Annotated in this window: 13 protein-coding genes and 1 other annotated feature; of the genes, 5 read left to right on the top strand and 8 right to left on the bottom strand. The window is 59.5% G+C overall.

Annotated elements, in window-relative coordinates; translation table 11 throughout:
* Window positions 1-243 precede the first annotated feature (243 nt).
* Window positions 244-1,176, top strand: a complete 933-nt coding sequence (locus ACK3EW_RS17170; RefSeq protein WP_493806415.1) for an IS5 family transposase — start codon at window positions 244-246, stop codon at window positions 1,174-1,176.
* 2 nt (window positions 1,177-1,178) lie between these two features.
* On the opposite strand, the gene ACK3EW_RS17165 is transcribed toward ACK3EW_RS17170, so the two are convergent.
* Window positions 1,179-2,420 carry a glycosyltransferase family 2 protein gene (locus tag ACK3EW_RS17165; RefSeq protein WP_493807116.1) on the bottom strand — a complete coding sequence of 414 codons (1,242 nt, stop codon included), beginning with the start codon at window positions 2,418-2,420 and terminating at the stop codon, window positions 1,179-1,181.
* Between the two features lie 8 nt (window positions 2,421-2,428).
* Window positions 2,429-3,226: a 3'(2'),5'-bisphosphate nucleotidase CysQ gene (cysQ, locus tag ACK3EW_RS17160; RefSeq protein ID WP_493807115.1), complete on the bottom strand. Its 798-nt coding sequence runs from the start codon at window positions 3,224-3,226 to the stop codon at window positions 2,429-2,431.
* A 126-nt stretch (window positions 3,227-3,352) separates the two neighbouring features.
* On the opposite strand from cysQ, the gene ACK3EW_RS17155 reads away from it, so the two are divergent.
* The gene (locus ACK3EW_RS17155; RefSeq protein ID WP_085627789.1) at window positions 3,353-4,183 is read left to right on the top strand and encodes an ABC transporter permease; all 831 of its coding nucleotides are present in this window, start codon (window positions 3,353-3,355) and stop codon (window positions 4,181-4,183) included.
* On the opposite strand, the gene ACK3EW_RS17150 is transcribed toward ACK3EW_RS17155, so the two are convergent.
* Window positions 4,184-4,786: an alpha-ketoglutarate-dependent dioxygenase AlkB family protein gene (locus ACK3EW_RS17150; protein WP_493807114.1), complete on the bottom strand. Its 603-nt coding sequence runs from the start codon at window positions 4,784-4,786 to the stop codon at window positions 4,184-4,186.
* Between the two features lie 208 nt (window positions 4,787-4,994).
* On the opposite strand from ACK3EW_RS17150, the gene dnaK reads away from it, so the two are divergent.
* The 3 genes from dnaK (at window position 4,995) to radC (ending at window position 8,978) form a co-directional block, all read left to right on the top strand.
* The gene (dnaK, locus tag ACK3EW_RS17145) at window positions 4,995-6,914 is read left to right on the top strand and encodes a molecular chaperone DnaK (protein ID WP_439118712.1); all 1,920 of its coding nucleotides are present in this window, start codon (window positions 4,995-4,997) and stop codon (window positions 6,912-6,914) included.
* Window positions 6,915-6,991: 77 nt separating this feature from the next.
* Window positions 6,992-8,143: a molecular chaperone DnaJ gene (gene dnaJ, locus ACK3EW_RS17140; RefSeq protein WP_085628143.1), complete on the top strand. Its 1,152-nt coding sequence runs from the start codon at window positions 6,992-6,994 to the stop codon at window positions 8,141-8,143.
* A gap of 67 nt (window positions 8,144-8,210) precedes the next feature.
* Window positions 8,211-8,978, top strand: a complete 768-nt coding sequence (gene radC / locus ACK3EW_RS17135) for a RadC family protein (RefSeq protein ID WP_493807113.1) — start codon at window positions 8,211-8,213, stop codon at window positions 8,976-8,978.
* A 7-nt stretch (window positions 8,979-8,985) separates the two neighbouring features.
* On the opposite strand, the gene ACK3EW_RS17130 is transcribed toward radC, so the two are convergent.
* From ACK3EW_RS17130 to istA, 5 genes are all read right to left on the bottom strand, one after another.
* Entirely contained in the window at window positions 8,986-10,545 is a 1,560-nt protein-coding gene (locus ACK3EW_RS17130) for a phosphate ABC transporter substrate-binding/OmpA family protein (protein WP_493807112.1), read from the bottom strand.
* 27 nt (window positions 10,546-10,572) lie between these two features.
* Window positions 10,573-10,857 (bottom strand): hypothetical protein, encoded by a 285-nt coding sequence (locus ACK3EW_RS17125; protein ID WP_493807111.1) that lies wholly within the window; start codon window positions 10,855-10,857, stop codon window positions 10,573-10,575.
* A 145-nt stretch (window positions 10,858-11,002) separates the two neighbouring features.
* Window positions 11,003-12,237 (bottom strand): IS3 family transposase gene (locus tag ACK3EW_RS17120; protein ID WP_493807110.1). Its coding sequence is split into 2 segments (ribosomal slippage): window positions 11,003-11,937 and window positions 11,937-12,237, totalling 1,236 coding nucleotides; the frame shifts between segments, so codons are not numbered across the junction.
* Window positions 11,834-11,950, bottom strand: a sequence feature (AL1L pseudoknot). (Overlaps the previous gene by 117 nt.)
* 276 nt (window positions 12,238-12,513) lie before the next feature.
* Complete coding sequence (gene istB, locus ACK3EW_RS17115) at window positions 12,514-13,281, bottom strand: IS21-like element helper ATPase IstB (protein ID WP_493806540.1); 768 nt, start codon at window positions 13,279-13,281, stop codon at window positions 12,514-12,516.
* A complete protein-coding gene (istA, locus tag ACK3EW_RS17110; protein WP_493809682.1) occupies window positions 13,278-14,774 on the bottom strand; it encodes an IS21 family transposase in 1,497 nt (498 codons plus the stop codon). The genes istB and istA overlap by 4 nt, the downstream gene beginning before the upstream one ends.
* Between the last annotated feature and the right edge of the window lie 141 nt (window positions 14,775-14,915).

The following is a 14,915-nucleotide window of genomic DNA, read 5'->3' as shown; positions in this document are numbered from 1 at the left end:
CAGTCTGCTCCTCCTTATCGCGTCTTACTGCGCGTCACTGGTTACAATGCATAAGCACACCTAAGTGTACGGCCTTGACGACGAAATAATAAGGACTTTTGTCGAATTTATGTCTCATCGACAAAATTCAGCGGATCAATTGACCTGATGCCTGCCAATCGATCCAATGTCTGACGCGGCATTGTTGCAAAAGTCTGACGACGAAGGATTCACTTCGCGAATCCATGGCGTTAGACGCGGTGCATGAGCAAGCCATCTCCCGCCCGCTATCGCACGACGAACTGGTCCAGCTACAACGCGTCACTCAGGAAGCGGGGGTCTCTGCTCATCTGGGTCGACAAGGACATGACCTGGCGCGCGCCGCGTGACAGTCGACCCGGACGTCCGGCGGTGTTTTCCGATGCGGCCATACAGTTCTGCTTATCGATCAAAGTCCTGTTCAAGTTGCCGTTGCGCCAGACCGCCGGAATGGTGGCCAGCCTGCTGCGACTGGCCGGCCTGGACTGGCCCGTGCCGGACTTTTCCACGCTGTGCCGCAGGCAAAAGACCTTGGCCGTCCAGGTCCCGTATCGCCGTGCGGACGGCCCGCTGAACCTGCTGGTCGACAGCACCGGGATCAAGTTCCTCGGCGATGGCGAATGGCAGGCCCGCAAGCACGGGGTGCAAGGCCGACGCCAATGGCGCAAAGTCCATCTGGCCATGGACACCACCACCTCGGACATCCGGGCAGTCGAGTTCACCCCCAGCCGCGACGGCGACAGCCCCGTGCTGCCCGACCTGCTCGGCCAGATCCCGGCAGGTGAGCAGATAGGCACGGTCACCGCCGACGGCGCCTACGACACACGCCGCTGCCACAAGGCCATCATCGAACGCGACGCCGTTCCGATCATCCCGATCCGAAAGAACGGACGTCTCTGGAAAGAAGACTGCCCGGCTGCACGCGCCCGCAACGACACCCTGCGCGCGACGCGATACTACGGGCGGGCGTTCTGGAAACGCTGGACCGGATACCACGCCCGCAACCGGATCGAGGCGAAGATGCGCTGCCTGAAATCCTTCGGCGAGCGTATCATGGCAAGAGACCCCGACCGACAGACCGCCGAAATCCACATCCGCATCGCCCTCATGAACCGCTTCAACGCCCTCGGCACCGCCGAGATCGTCCGCGTGGCATAACGTCAGCGGGGTAAGGGGACGTCACGCCTCAGGCCGGGGTAATGCAACAACGCCGTCTGACGCCACCGTTCTTCTTTCGAGCTTTTTCGGAACATCGGCTCGGTCCGTATTTCCTTGCCGTAGATCCCGCCCGTGTGAAGCCAGACGCCATCTTGCGTAAACCGGACATGGTGAAAACGTGCAGTCCTCTGGTAGTCCAAGACAGTGACGCGGTTCCCTTGGGCAACCAGATCCCTTGCCTTGGAATGGATGTCCTTGGCATTGCCGCCCGAAGTGACAAGCCAAAGGTCGCCTGCACGCGCGGTGGTAGTGGTAGGTAAGATGTCGCCTCGTTCGAGTACGCTCCATTGTGCCGGCTGGCGTGTGACACGGCTGCGCCCCGCCGCATATCCAGCGTCAAGGTCACGGATCAACGCCCATGCCCGGTCCGGTGGTAAACCGCCAGTCTGCATATGACGCAAAATCCAATTGCGCCGCTCAGACAGGAACGCGTCCTGCGCTGCATTGCGTTTGGACGTCGGGCTGTGCGTAAGGTGAAAGACCGCGGCCGAGGCGGCAATTTCGAAAACGTCCCGCGGTGTCCTGTCCGCCTGTCTGAACCGACTTGCTCCGCTCGAGTGATGCACCACGGCTTTGGGTTGAAAGACGGTTTTGCCCCCCGCCCGAGAGATCCGGTAGCTCAGATCGGTTTCATCGAGGTAGAACGCAAAGCGTGTGTCACAGCCACCATGTTCCAATAGGGCGGCACGCCGCAGCGCCATATTCGTTCCATGCAAACGCGGGTGGCAGTGGTCCTTGGGGTGAACGACGACCGGCTCTGAGGGTGCTATGTGAAGCGGGTGGCTGTGGCCTGTGTCGTCGACCAAAGCCGCACCATGCTGAACCGAGATCCCGTTGCGACCAAGCGTGATGCCTCCGGCCTGTACGACTTCGGGATCGGCAAAGGCGAGCGCAAGATGTGCAAGCCATGTCGGCTCCGGAACGGAATCATCGTCCATAAATGCGATAATGTCGCCCGACGCCGCATCGGCCCCTGCATTGCGCGCTGCCGAGATATTGGCCACATCAAAGCCGATCACCTGCGTGCCTGGCACCGCTTTAGCCACCTCTTCACCTTTTGGGCAGGCGACCACAATTGTCTCAAACCGAGGGTAATCCAGTTGGCCGACAGCCTTGAGGCAGCGTCGCAACCAGTCCGGCCGATGTCGGCTGACGATGATCAGACTGAATGCCGGGGGCTGCATTGCGCCGGTCAGACTGGGACGAGATCGACGCCCGGTGCCGAAGCCACGAAGAACGGGTTACCGAAGCCCGGCTTGCCATAGGTCAGGGGCTGCAAATCTTCCAGCCGCAAGACACGGCCTCCCGCGCCGTTGAGAACTGCATGGCCGGCTGCCGTGTCCCACTCCATCGTCCGCCCCAAACGCGGGTAGAAATCCGCCTCACCCGTGGCGACAAGGCAAAATTTGAGCGACGATCCAGCGCTTTTGCTGTCCTTGACGGAATAGCGGTTGATGTAATCGTCCGTCGCCTGATCCCGATGCGATTTCGAGGCAACGACCATCAGCGCATCCAGATCGGGATTCGAGACACGGATCGGCGTTGTGGCCCCGGCTGTTGTCTTGTTGAACGCTCCGCTTTCTTCCACGCTTTGCCCGTTGGCATCGGTATAGAACAATCGGCCCTTGGCGGGCGCATAAACAACACCGCGGGTCGGCACACCGTTTTCCACCAGCGCGATGTTCACCGTGAAATCACCGCGCCGGTTGATGAATTCCTTTGTGCCGTCCAAGGGATCGACGATCAGAAAGTCGCGCACGTCCAGATCATGCGTATCGGCCTGTTCTTCCGTGATCAGGGCAATGTCGGGAAACGTTGCGCGTAACCCGGCCGAGATCAACGCATCCGCCGCCTCGTCGGCCACCGTGACCGGGCTGTCGTCGGATTTGGAGCGCACTTCGAAATCATCGGCGTTGTAAATCTGCATGATGGTGTCACCGGCTTCGAGCGCAAGGCGACGCATCGTTTGCGTCAATTCTTCATAGTTCATTCGCGTCCATCCTCACGTCGATTGATTTAAAAGCGCGCCTCCCTTATCATTGGCTTAACAAATGTCCGCAACAACAGTCAGTCCAATTGACGGAAAAACGCGGATTACGGCAGAGGCAGAAAACTGATGTTCCAGAAAACGGTGCCGACGAACCGTGCGTCTTCGGCAGTCAACATCCTTGAACTGATCTACCACAATACGGTGCGATCCGTCCGCAAGGCGCATGGCAACGCGTTTATGTCTATTGCGGTCAGCGTGTTTCAGTCGCTGCTCTTTGTCCTCTTTTTCTACATCATGTTCAGCATCATGGGCCTCAAGGGGCTCGCGTTAAGGGGGGATTTCGTCATCTTCCTGCTTACTGGCATCTTCATGTTCATGACCCACAACAAGGCGGTTGGGGCGGTTTTGGGCAGCGAAGGCCCATCAAGTGCGATGATGCAGCATGCCCCGATGAACACGTTTATCTCAATCCTTTCGGGGATGCTGTCGGTGCTCTACATTCAGGTGCTTGCGATCATCCTGATCCTGTTCGTCTACGACATTGCCATGAACCCGTACGTTCTGACGGAAATCGTCGATCCGGCACCGGTTATGGGAATGCTGCTGTTATCATGGTTTTCGGGCGGCGCTGTGGGCATGGTTTTTTTAGCACTGAAACCATGGCTCCCCGGTCTGACGGCGACATTGTCCAACGTCTACAAGCGGGCCAACATGATCGCGTCCGGCAAGATGTTTGTGGCCAATTCCCTGCCATCCTTCATGATTGCCTTGTTCGACTGGAACCCTCTTTTTCACACGATCGATCAGGCGCGTGGGTTTGCCTTTATCAACTATGTGCCGCGCAACACCAATTGGGAATACGTGGTGTACCTGTCGCTGACGCTTTTGATGATCGGTCTGATGGGGGAATTCTACACGCGCAGGCACGCCTCTGCGTCCTGGTCGGCGCGACGCTGATCAAGTCACGACCCGCAGCGTCAGGTTGATCCGCCCCCCGTTTGCCAGCAGGGTCGAGCTGTTAGGTCGGATACGATCAACCCCATGATAGGCGCGGCGGGCTGAACCAGCCAGAACCACAACATCCCCCGACCGAAGCCACACGGACTCGGTTTTACCTCCACGCGTCTCGTGTCCCATCGGGAACAGCGCATCATCGCCAAGAGAAACGGACACAACCGGCTGTGACAGGTCGGCTTCATCCCTGTCTTGATGCATGCCCATCTTGGCGGTCTCGTCATACCAATTGATCAGACAACATTCCGGCAGGCGCGCATCCGAAACAAGATCGCGCCACATCCGCAAAAGGCTGTCTGGAATTGGTGGCCAGCTTGCGCCCGAAGGATGCAGGGGCTCGTACCTGTAGCCCTTGCGATCACTGATCCAACCATAGCTGCCTGCCGCGCTCATCCGCACCGACATCTGCGTGCCGCGTGGCGTGACAGGCCGAAACAATGGCGCATGCGAGAGAATTTTACGCAGGTCTGCAACAAGGGCCACCTGCGCATCCGGGGTAAAATACCCCGGGTGAATGGCAAAATCACGGATGCGCAACAGGGTCATGACCCGAAAATAACCCGCGCATCCGGGAAACACATACCCAATTTTCAGAAATTCGCTGTAACAGCGGCGCTTGCAGGCGTGTGGATGCCTCCTTATATACCCACCGGACCCGCTGGAGTGTAACGCCAGTGGAATGAAATGCGGGGCGGGATGCCGGAATGGGTCATCGTCTCGTGACATCGCCTTAAGACATGAAGGGATCGAAAACATGGCCAAAGTGATTGGTATTGACCTCGGTACAACCAACAGCTGCGTCGCGATCATGGACGGATCGCAACCGCGCGTGATTGAAAACTCCGAAGGGGCACGCACCACCCCATCCATCGTGGCATTCACCGACGACGAGCGTCTGGTGGGTCAGCCGGCAAAGCGTCAGGCTGTGACCAACCCGGAAAACACCGTGTTTGGTGTCAAACGCCTGATCGGCCGTCGCAACGACGACGCGGATCTTGCCAAGGACCGCAAGAACATGCCGTTCGAAGTGATTGACGGCGGCAATGGCGACGCATGGGTGCGCGCCAAGGGCGACAAATATAGCCCCTCCCAGATTTCCGCCTTTATTCTGCAGAAGATGAAGGAAACCGCCGAGAGCTACCTCGGCGAAGAAGTGACACAGGCGGTCATCACCGTACCCGCGTACTTCAACGACGCACAGCGTCAGGCAACCAAGGACGCAGGCAAGATTGCCGGTCTCGAAGTGCTGCGGATCATCAACGAACCGACAGCCGCCGCGCTGGCCTACGGCCTCGACAAAAAAGAATCCCGCACCATCGCGGTCTATGACCTTGGCGGCGGTACGTTCGACGTGACCATTCTCGAAATCGACGATGGCTTGTTCGAAGTGAAATCCACCAACGGCGACACGTTCCTTGGTGGTGAAGACTTCGACATGCGGATCGTCAACTACCTTGCGGATGAGTTCAAGAAAGCGAACGGCGTCGATCTGACCAAAGACAAGATGGCCCTGCAGCGCCTCAAGGAAGCTGCGGAAAAGGCCAAGATCGAACTGTCTTCCTCCAGCCAGACCGAAATCAACCAGCCGTTCATCTCGATGGACGGTAAGACCGGCCAGCCGCTTCACATGGTGATGAAGCTGACCCGCGCCAAGTTGGAAAGCCTCGTGGGCGATCTGATCAAGGCGTCGATGAAGCCTTGTGCTGCCGCTCTGAAAGATGCCGGTCTCTCGACCTCCGACATTGACGAAGTCGTTCTCGTCGGCGGTATGACCCGCATGCCGCGCGTCGTGGAAGAAGTGACCAAGTTCTTCGGCAAAGAGCCGCACAAGGGTGTGAACCCGGACGAAGTTGTGGCGCTGGGCGCGGCGATTCAGGCTGGCGTTCTGCAAGGTGACGTGAAGGACGTTGTTCTGCTCGACGTGACGCCGCTGTCGCTGGGTATCGAAACGCTGGGTGGCGTGTTCACCCGCCTGATCGACCGCAACACGACGATCCCGACGAAAAAGTCGCAAATCTTCTCGACCGCCGAGGACAACCAGAACGCCGTGACGATCCGTGTGTTCCAGGGTGAACGCGAGATGGCGGCCGACAACAAGATGCTCGGCCAGTTCAACCTCGAAGACATCCCGCCCGCACCGCGCGGCATGCCGCAGATCGAGGTGACGTTCGACATCGACGCCAACGGTATCGTGTCTGTGTCGGCCAAGGACAAAGGCACCGGCAAGACGCAGAACATCACTATCCAAGCCTCTGGTGGTCTGTCCGACGAAGACATCGAAAAGATGGTTCAGGACGCCGAAGCAAACGCCGAAGCGGACAAAGAACGTCGTGAAATGGTCGAGGCCCGCAACCAGGCCGAAAGCCTTATTCATTCGACCGAAAAGTCGGTGGAAGAACACGGCGACAAGGTCGACCCAACGACCGTGGAAGCAATCGAACTCGCGATTGCGGCGCTCAAGGACGATCTGGAAGACGAAAAATCGACTGCAGACAAGATTAAGTCGGGCATCCAGAACGTGACCGAAGCCGCGATGAAGCTGGGCGAAGCGATCTACAAGGCGCAAGCCGATGATGGCGATGCCGAACCCACGGCGGCAGATCGGGGTGGCGACGACGATGACACCATCGTTGATGCCGATTTCGAAGATCTCGACGACAACAAGCGCGCCTGACGCTGGTTGGGCGGAACCGAAATGGGGCCGGTCCGGACACCGGGCCGGCCTCTTTCGTTCCGTAGAAGGAGGGCATGATGTCCAAACGTGACTACTACGAAGTGCTCGGCCTAAAGAAAGGCGCTTCTGCCGACGAGATCAAGAAAGCCTATCGCACCAAGGCGAAAGAGCTTCACCCGGATCGCAACGCAGACAACCCCAAGGCCGAGGACCAATTCAAAGAGGCGAACGAGGCTTACGAGGTTCTCAAGGACGCTGACAAGAAAGCCGCCTATGATCGCTATGGCCACGCAGCCTTCGAAGGTGGCATGGGGGGCGGTGGGCGTCCCGGCGGATTCAGCGGTGGCGGGCAGGGCGACTTTGCCAGTGCGTTCTCCGATGTGTTCGATGACCTGTTCGGCGATTTCATGGGCGGCCAACGCGGCGGCGGGCGTCAACGCGCGTCACGCGGCGCTGACCTGCGCTACAATTTGCGCGTGACGCTCGAAGACGCGTTTGCCGGGCTGCAAAAGACGATCCAGGTTCCCACATCTGTGCAATGCGGATCGTGTTCCGGATCGGGTGCAGAAGGCGGTGCCGAACCTACAACCTGTCCGACCTGTTCGGGCATGGGCAAAGTCCGTGCGACCCAAGGCTTCTTCACTGTCGAACGCACCTGTCCGACCTGTTCGGGTTTGGGGCAGACGATCAAGAACCCCTGCAAAACCTGCAGCGGCGCTGGCCGTGTTCAGAAAGAGCGTGCTCTGTCGGTCAACATTCCCAAAGGCGTGGAAACTGGCACCCGCATCCGCCTTGCCGGTGAGGGTGAAGCGGGCCTGCGCGGCGGGCCTCCGGGCGACCTCTACATCTTTATCGAAGTCGCCCAGCACGAACTCTTCGAACGCGATGGCGTGCATCTGCATTGCCGGGTGCCCGTGTCGATGACGGTTGCCGCTTTGGGAGGTAACATCGAAGTGCCGACCATTGATGGGGGGCGCAGCCGCGTCGCAATTCCGGCAGGCAGCCAATCTGGCCGCCAGATGCGTCTGCGCAGCAAAGGAATGCCCGCATTGCGTGGGGCCGGGCAGGGCGACATGTTCATCGAATTGGCGGTTGAAACACCCGTCAACCTGACGGCCAAGCAGAAAGACCTGCTGCGCGAATTCGAAGAGCTGAGCGAAGACAACAACCCGGAATCCAAGAGCTTTTTCAAATCAGTCAAAGGCTTTTGGGACTCCATGAAAGGATGATTCGACGGCCCCGCCCGACGCGGGGCCGTTAAAGTCTTTTTAAGGACTTCTGCGCCATGGTCGGCTCATGAAGCGGTCTCGCGCAACTCAACTCTCGCTCTTCGAAGCGGCGGCGGTCGCCCCTGTGCAAATCGCGCCGCCAAAACCCAAACCACCCAAGCAGCCAAATTACGTCGCAGGCCACCGTGAACGCCTGCGTGCGCGATTTCTGGTCGGCGGCGCGGAACCGCTCCCCGATTATGAACTCCTTGAGTTGCTACTTTTTCGCTGTCTCAAGAACGGGGATGTGAAACCAACCGCCCATCGCCTTCTCGAAGAATTCGACGATTCCAACCGTGTGCTGTCTGCCCCGATCGAACGCTTGAAAAAGGTGAAAGGCATCGGCCCGGAAATCGCCCTCGACCTCAAACTGATCGAAGCGGCGACCCACCGCATGTCGCAAGGCAAGGTGCTCAAACGGCCCGTGATCTCAAGCTGGAACGCTTTGCTTGAACACTGCCGGGTGACCATGTCCCATCGCGAAACAGAAATATTCCGCATCCTCTTTCTGGATCGCAAAAATGTCCTCATCGCTGACGAAATCCAAGGCAAAGGCACGGTCGATCACGTCCCCGTCTACCCGCGTGAGGTGATCAAACGCGCGCTTGACCTCAACGCCTCGGCGCTGATCCTCGTACACAACCACCCTTCAGGGGATCCCACCCCATCAACCGCCGATATCGACATGACAGAAACCATCCAACGCGCCTGCGAATTGGTGGGGATCACACTGCATGACCACCTGATCATTGGCAAATCGACAGAGGTCAGCTTTAAATCCGAAGGTTATCTCTGACCGGCTTCTACCGCACCCAGATCTCGACTCGACGGTTCACCTGCCGCCCCCAGCTTGTGTCGTCACAGGCCATCGGCATCGCCTCTCCGAACGCATCCGTAGACAGACGCACTTGCGAAAGGTCTGCAGTCTCAACCGCTGCTTCGATGGCCTGTTTCACCGCTTGCGCGCGCTGCTGGGCGATCCGAAGATTGCCCTCTGCGGGGCCTTCACCGTCAGAGAACCCGACCAACACCAATTGCCGCCCGTCATAGACCCCGGCTTCGATCGCGTGGGCCAATTGCTGAACATTCGATCGCGACTGCGCATCCAGTCGGGCAGCACCCGCCTCGAATCGAAACGATGTGGACAATCGCCGCAACGGGGCCAACGTGTCGACCATGCGTTTCAGCGACGCCAAACCGTTCTCTCCGTCGGCCACCCGAATGGCATTGGCAAAGCGGTCACCTTGGGCATTCAGGCTGATCTCTTCAGGCGCCTGATCCACGAACCCGGCGCGCCGCGTGATGATCTGGGCCGGTCCCGTCCGTGTGTAAGCAAGGAATTCCCGCGCGAGCTTGGGCAAACGCCGGGCTGGGATATACAGAAACATCGGCGCGGTGAGCGGGTAGTCCTCGGTCTTTATGGTCAACCGGTTGGCACGCAACTGAAACCCGCATGTTCCGGTAAGCGCGAGCGGCTTGCTGTTTCCGATTTCGGAATAGCTGGCCACACCAAGCGCAAGCTGGTCACGCGCGACAGCCTCGGCAAGGGAAGCATTGCTTGGATGCCGCGTCACATCGTCGATCAGTGACAGGCCTGCCAGTTGCATCACTCTGTCTTCGACCGCTTGGGCGATACCGGATTGTGCGTCGCGCATATGGATCGAAATCGGTGCATCTGCCCCACCCAAGGTCCGCCAATTGTCGATATTACCGGCAAGAATACGCGCAAGGTCAGACACAGATATCGCCGAAACCGGATTTGTCGGAGACACGATCACCGTCATCGCATCCAACGCCAGAACGCGGCTGCGATTTACGTCATCAAGTTCACCAAGGCCAACCTCGGCGGCCAGCGCCAGCTCACCACTGCGGATTTCGCGCAGGGCCATCACCAGATCGGCCTCGTCTGCCAACAGATCGGCGAAACCCTCATCGGTACTCGACACACGAAAACGGAACCGCCCGACAGGCGTAGCGCCATCAGGGGTGGACAAGATATATTCGAAATGGGTGTCGTCCTGCTTGATCCGCTCGGCCTTGAGCCCGGTCTGAAGGGCAAACCCCTCAACCAGCGCAGGCATCATGACCTCACCGATTGTCGAAGACCCGGAAATCGACAGCTCTGCAACAAAGTCGGTCAGCGAAGGGCATCCCGGCCCCTCGCACAGAACACCGGACCCGTCGACGGTGAGTTCGCCATACTGTGTCTGGACACGGTAATACTGGCCATCGAAGCCCAACAATGTGCCGGATAATTCGATTGCACCATCCTGCGACCGAAGTGTCACATCATCGGCGCGCACCGCGGCACCATTCACCACAAGGAAAAGTGCGGCCCAAAGCACCGCACAGAACTGTTTCATCTCACAAAGAGCCTTTGACCCGCTCGCTTATTTTGCAGCGATTGTCAGGTCTTCGACAAGATTTTTCAACAGCAAGAAATCCCCTACCGCGTCACATCCCGGAACGTCGATTGTCAGTTCCTTTGAACTCAGCTCGGCGCCACTGCGGATTTCGAGTGTTTGCGCCTCAACGCTGCTGTTGCAATTCGACGCAAGGATTTCGGCTTCGATGGTCAGCGCGACAGTGCCCGAGGCCTGCGTCATACCCGATGGAAAGGTGTAGACTTCGGCCACGAGCGCGTCTGGTGCGTCCACTGTGCCGAGAGTTGTCAAAAACCCGCCCTGTCCGGTCGCGGCACGCGCTGCATCACGACTGGAACCGTGCCAGACGTGACCGTCTGTAAAGTACTCTGCATCGAATTCCCGCGCATGCAGTTTGAACCGCCCCGGGTTTACCGGAGAGTTTCTGGTTCAATAGTTAGGCTGCTTTTTCGTCAGCGTTCAAGCTTGCGTAGAATGCCTCCTCTGCTTCTTGTGGCGTGATGTAACCGACGGCGCTGTGAAGGCGGGTGTTGTTATACCAGTCGACCCATTTCAGAGTTTCCCATTCGACCTGACCGACCGACTTCCAGGGGCCGAGGAACTTGATGACCTCGGTCTTGAACAGGCCGATGATGCTTTCGGCGAGGGCATTATCATAGGAATCGCCGACGCTTCCGACCGAGGTATCGATGCCGGCCTCTGCGAGCCGCTCGGTGTATCGGATCGACAGGTATTGGCTGCCACGATCACTGTGATGGATCAATTTGTCAGCCTCAGACGGCGCCCTCTGGCAGATGGCCTGGTTCAGGGCATCCAAGACGAAACCAGTCGTCATCGAGGTCGAGACCCGCCAGCCAACGATCTTGCGGGCGAAGACGTCGATGATGAAAGCCACGTAGACCATTCCTTGCCAGCTGGAAACATAGGTGAAGTCGCTGACCCAAAGCTGGTTTGGCATGTCCGCCACGAAGGCTCGGTTTACCTTATCGTGCGGGCAAGGTTGTGCCGTATCGGGGTTGGTGGTGATCACCTTCTTGCCCTGCACAACGCCTTGTAATCCCATGACCTGCATCAACCTCTCCACCGTGCAGCGGGCGATATCATGGCCACTGCGGCGTAGCTGGTGCCAGACCTTGCGCGCGCCATATCGGCCCCGGCTGCCCTCGAAGGCCTGCTTGATCGCAGCCATGTCCAGCTGATCCTGCCTGGCCCGGTCCGATGCCAGATCCGGATCACGCTCCACGGCCTTGAAGGCGTAATAAGTCGATGGTGCGATCCCCAGAACCCGGCAGATCGGCCCGACACCATGGACACAACGGTGATCATCAATGAACGCGATCATTTGCGGAATGGGCGGTCGAGCTCCGCCGCTGCGAAATATGCGCTGGCCTTCTTCAGGATCTCGTTGGCCTGGCGCAGTTCACGGACCTCACGCTCAAGTTCCTTGATCCGATCCTTCTCGGCACTTGTCAGACCGGCCCGCTGCCCGGCATCGCGTTCGGCCTGCTGACACCAGACCCGCAGACTGTCCGGCGAACAGCCAAGCTTCGGCGCGATGGCCTTATAGGCGGCCGTATCGCTGGAATAATCGGTACGGTTCTCTCGAAACATCCGAACACCGCGTTCGCGAAGCTCGGCCGGATAGGCGGGGGTGAATCTCTGCTTTGTCATAGGGCTCATCCTTTGAGTGTTTTACTCTCCGGTAAACCCGGGGCGGTTCAGTTGCAGCCCGGCATCGCCGCGCCATTGCAGGACAACGCGATCGTAAAATGGCACCGAAATCTGTCAACGGCGGAGTAAAATTAGGCCACGGGGCGGCGCAAAACTGGGCCACTTTGGGTTTACGCGGGACGCGGGTGATGAGCGGCGGCCAGTCAGCCGCGCTCTCCATGTAGCTGGCGGGTGACTGGCCGCCTTGGACCGTCAGGTCCAAGTCTGGGCTTTGGATCAGTTGATGTTTTCGCCGGGCTTGCGTGCGCGGCTTTGCGCGAGGCGATAGCTTTCGCCGTTCATCTCGAGGATGTTGACGTGGTGGGTCAACCGGTCGAGGAGCGCGCCGGTCAGCCGCTCGGTGCCGAAGGTCTCGGTCCATTCATCGAAGGGCAGATTGCTGGTGATCAGCGTGGCGCCGCGCTCGTAGCGCTGGGAGATCATCTCAAAAAGCAGCTCGGCGCCGGTCTTGGACAGGGGCACGAATCCGAGCTCGTCGATGATCAGCAGCTTCACGGCAGCCATCTGCTTCTGGACGCGCAGCAGCCGACGTTCGTCTCGCGCCTCCATCAGCTCGTTGACCAGCGCGGCGGCGGTGGTGAAGCTGACAGACATGCCCTTCTGGCAGGCTGCCAGTCCCAAGCCCAGTGCAATGTGGGTTTTGCCGGTTCCGCTGGGCCCGAGGGCGATCACGTTCTCACGCCGGTCGATCCATTCGCAACGCCCCAGTTCCAGCACCTGCATCTTGTTCAGCTTCGGGATCGCCTTGAAGTCGAAGCTGTCGAGGCTTTTGGTGGCCGGGAACTTCGCGGCCTTGATGCGGCGCTCGACCATCCGCCGCTCGCGGTCAATGAGTTCCAGTTCCACGAGGCGCGACAGGAACTGGACATGGTCCAGTCCTTCGGCGGCGCATTGACGCGCAACCTTCTCGTGCTCCCGCAAGAATGTGGGCAGCTTCAGCGTCTTCAGATGGTGGGCAAGCAGGATCTTCGGGGCCTCGGTCATTCCGCCGCCTCCGACATCAAGGCCATGTAGCTGGCCGCCCGCGTCGTCTCGACATTCGCCCGCGGCAAGTAGGGGTAGACATCGAGATCAAGCCTCGGGGGGCGCTTCTCCACCTGACAAAGCACGAGGTGCTTCACGGCGTCGAAGCCGACCGCGCCCAGCTTCAGGGCCTTCTTCACGGCGGCATGCAGGTCATCCATCTCGAAGGTCTCGAGCAGACGCAGCACCTGCACATACTCGCGGCGCCCCATCTTGAGCATGCGCGCCTCCATCAGGCGGCGCAAAGTCTGGAACTCTTCGGGCAGGTCCCATTCCGCCAAGGGTGCGGCCTGGTCCAAGGCATTGATCTTGCGCTCGATCAGCGGGAGGTAGTGAACCGGATCAAAGATCATGTCCTCGCGATCGTAACAGCGCGGGTGTCGGGCGATCACCTCCCCGCGACAGCCGATCACGACCTCATCGACATAGCCGCGGATCCAGACATCCTGGTGGCCATAGGCGACCGGGACCGAGTAATCGTTGGTGTCATAGCGCACGAGAGACTGCGAGCTGACCCTGCCGCCCGCTTGGTCGCAGGCGTCGAACGGGGCGGCAGGCAGGGGGCGCATCGCGACCAGATCGCGCTGCAACCTCTCACCGATCGTCTCCTTGTGACCCCGAAGAATGCGCGTCAGGCGTGCGCGGCACTGCCCTTCAAGGTCTGCGTTGAAATCGTCCCAACTGGCAAAGTGGGGGATCGGCACCATGTGGTTGCGGCGGGCGTAGCCGACCATCCCCTCGACAGCGCCCTTGTCGTTCCCCTTCCCGGGCCGACCATAGCGATCCCGAAACAGGTAATGCGACTGCAAGCCGCTGAACAGCGCGGCGCGGATGCGCGTGCCGTCCGGTTGGATCTTCGACACCAGGCAGCGGTCGTTGTCGTAGAGCACCGACTGCGGCACCCCGCCGAAGAAGTCAAACGCGCGGACATGGCCGTCTATCCAGGCCTCCGCCGTCGCCGCTGGATAGGCCCGGACGAAATAGGCATCGCTGTGCGGCAGGTCCATGACGAAGAAGTGCGCCTTCTGCTCGACACCGCCGATGACGACAACCGCTTCGCCAAAATCGGCCTGAGCATGGCCCGGCGGATGAGCCAGCGGCACAAACATCTCCCGGGTCCGCCGCTCGCGATCACGCACGTAATCCTTGACGATCGTATAGCCTCCGGTGAAGCCGTGCTCGGCCTGAAGCCGTTCCCATATCCGCTTGGCCGTATGACGCTGCTTGCGATGCACGACCTTGTCGGCTTCAAGCCAGGCGTCAATGAACTCGGTGAACCCGTCCAGCTTCGGCCGCCTGATCGGCTTGTCCCGCCGGTAGCCAGGCGGCACCGAAAAGGCCAACATCTTATCAACCGTCCCACGCGAAATGTTGAAATGCTTCGCCGCCGCCCGCGCGCTCATGCCCTCGGAACACGCCAAGCGAACCTTCTTGTAAAGTTCCACGGTATAGATCTCCCCGCCCTCCCTGCCGATGCAAGAAGGGAAAAGTGGCAGGATTTTACTCCGCCCGCAGCGAGACTATCCCGCCGCTACCATGGCCTAATTTTGCACCGCCGTTTCCACCTGCTCTTTGGGTGCGAAAACTGGGCCCGC

Source organism: Marivita sp. NO-S04 (genome assembly GCF_059070475.1).
The sequence above is the reverse complement of the archived record's forward strand: the minus strand, read 5'-3'. Positions and strand labels throughout refer to the sequence as shown.

What these genes read in the sequence shown, in the direction of transcription:
- radC (WP_493807113.1), top strand. Translation starts at nt 8,211, where the DNA reads ATGAAGCGGTCTCGCGCAACTCAACTCTCGCTCTTCGAAGCGGCGGCG.
- ACK3EW_RS17170 (WP_493806415.1), top strand. Translation starts at nt 244, where the DNA reads ATGAGCAAGCCATCTCCCGCCCGCTATCGCACGACGAACTGGTCCAGC.
- ACK3EW_RS17165 (WP_493807116.1), bottom strand. Translation starts at nt 2,420, where the DNA reads ATGCAGCCCCCGGCATTCAGTCTGATCATCGTCAGCCGACATCGGCCG.
- ACK3EW_RS17130 (WP_493807112.1), bottom strand. Translation starts at nt 10,545, where the DNA reads ATGAAACAGTTCTGTGCGGTGCTTTGGGCCGCACTTTTCCTTGTGGTG.
- dnaK (WP_439118712.1), top strand. Translation starts at nt 4,995, where the DNA reads ATGGCCAAAGTGATTGGTATTGACCTCGGTACAACCAACAGCTGCGTC.
- ACK3EW_RS17150 (WP_493807114.1), bottom strand. Translation starts at nt 4,786, where the DNA reads ATGACCCTGTTGCGCATCCGTGATTTTGCCATTCACCCGGGGTATTTT.
- dnaJ (WP_085628143.1), top strand. Translation starts at nt 6,992, where the DNA reads ATGTCCAAACGTGACTACTACGAAGTGCTCGGCCTAAAGAAAGGCGCT.
- istB (WP_493806540.1), bottom strand. Translation starts at nt 13,281, where the DNA reads ATGACCGAGGCCCCGAAGATCCTGCTTGCCCACCATCTGAAGACGCTG.
- cysQ (WP_493807115.1), bottom strand. Translation starts at nt 3,226, where the DNA reads ATGAACTATGAAGAATTGACGCAAACGATGCGTCGCCTTGCGCTCGAA.
- ACK3EW_RS17155 (WP_085627789.1), top strand. Translation starts at nt 3,353, where the DNA reads ATGTTCCAGAAAACGGTGCCGACGAACCGTGCGTCTTCGGCAGTCAAC.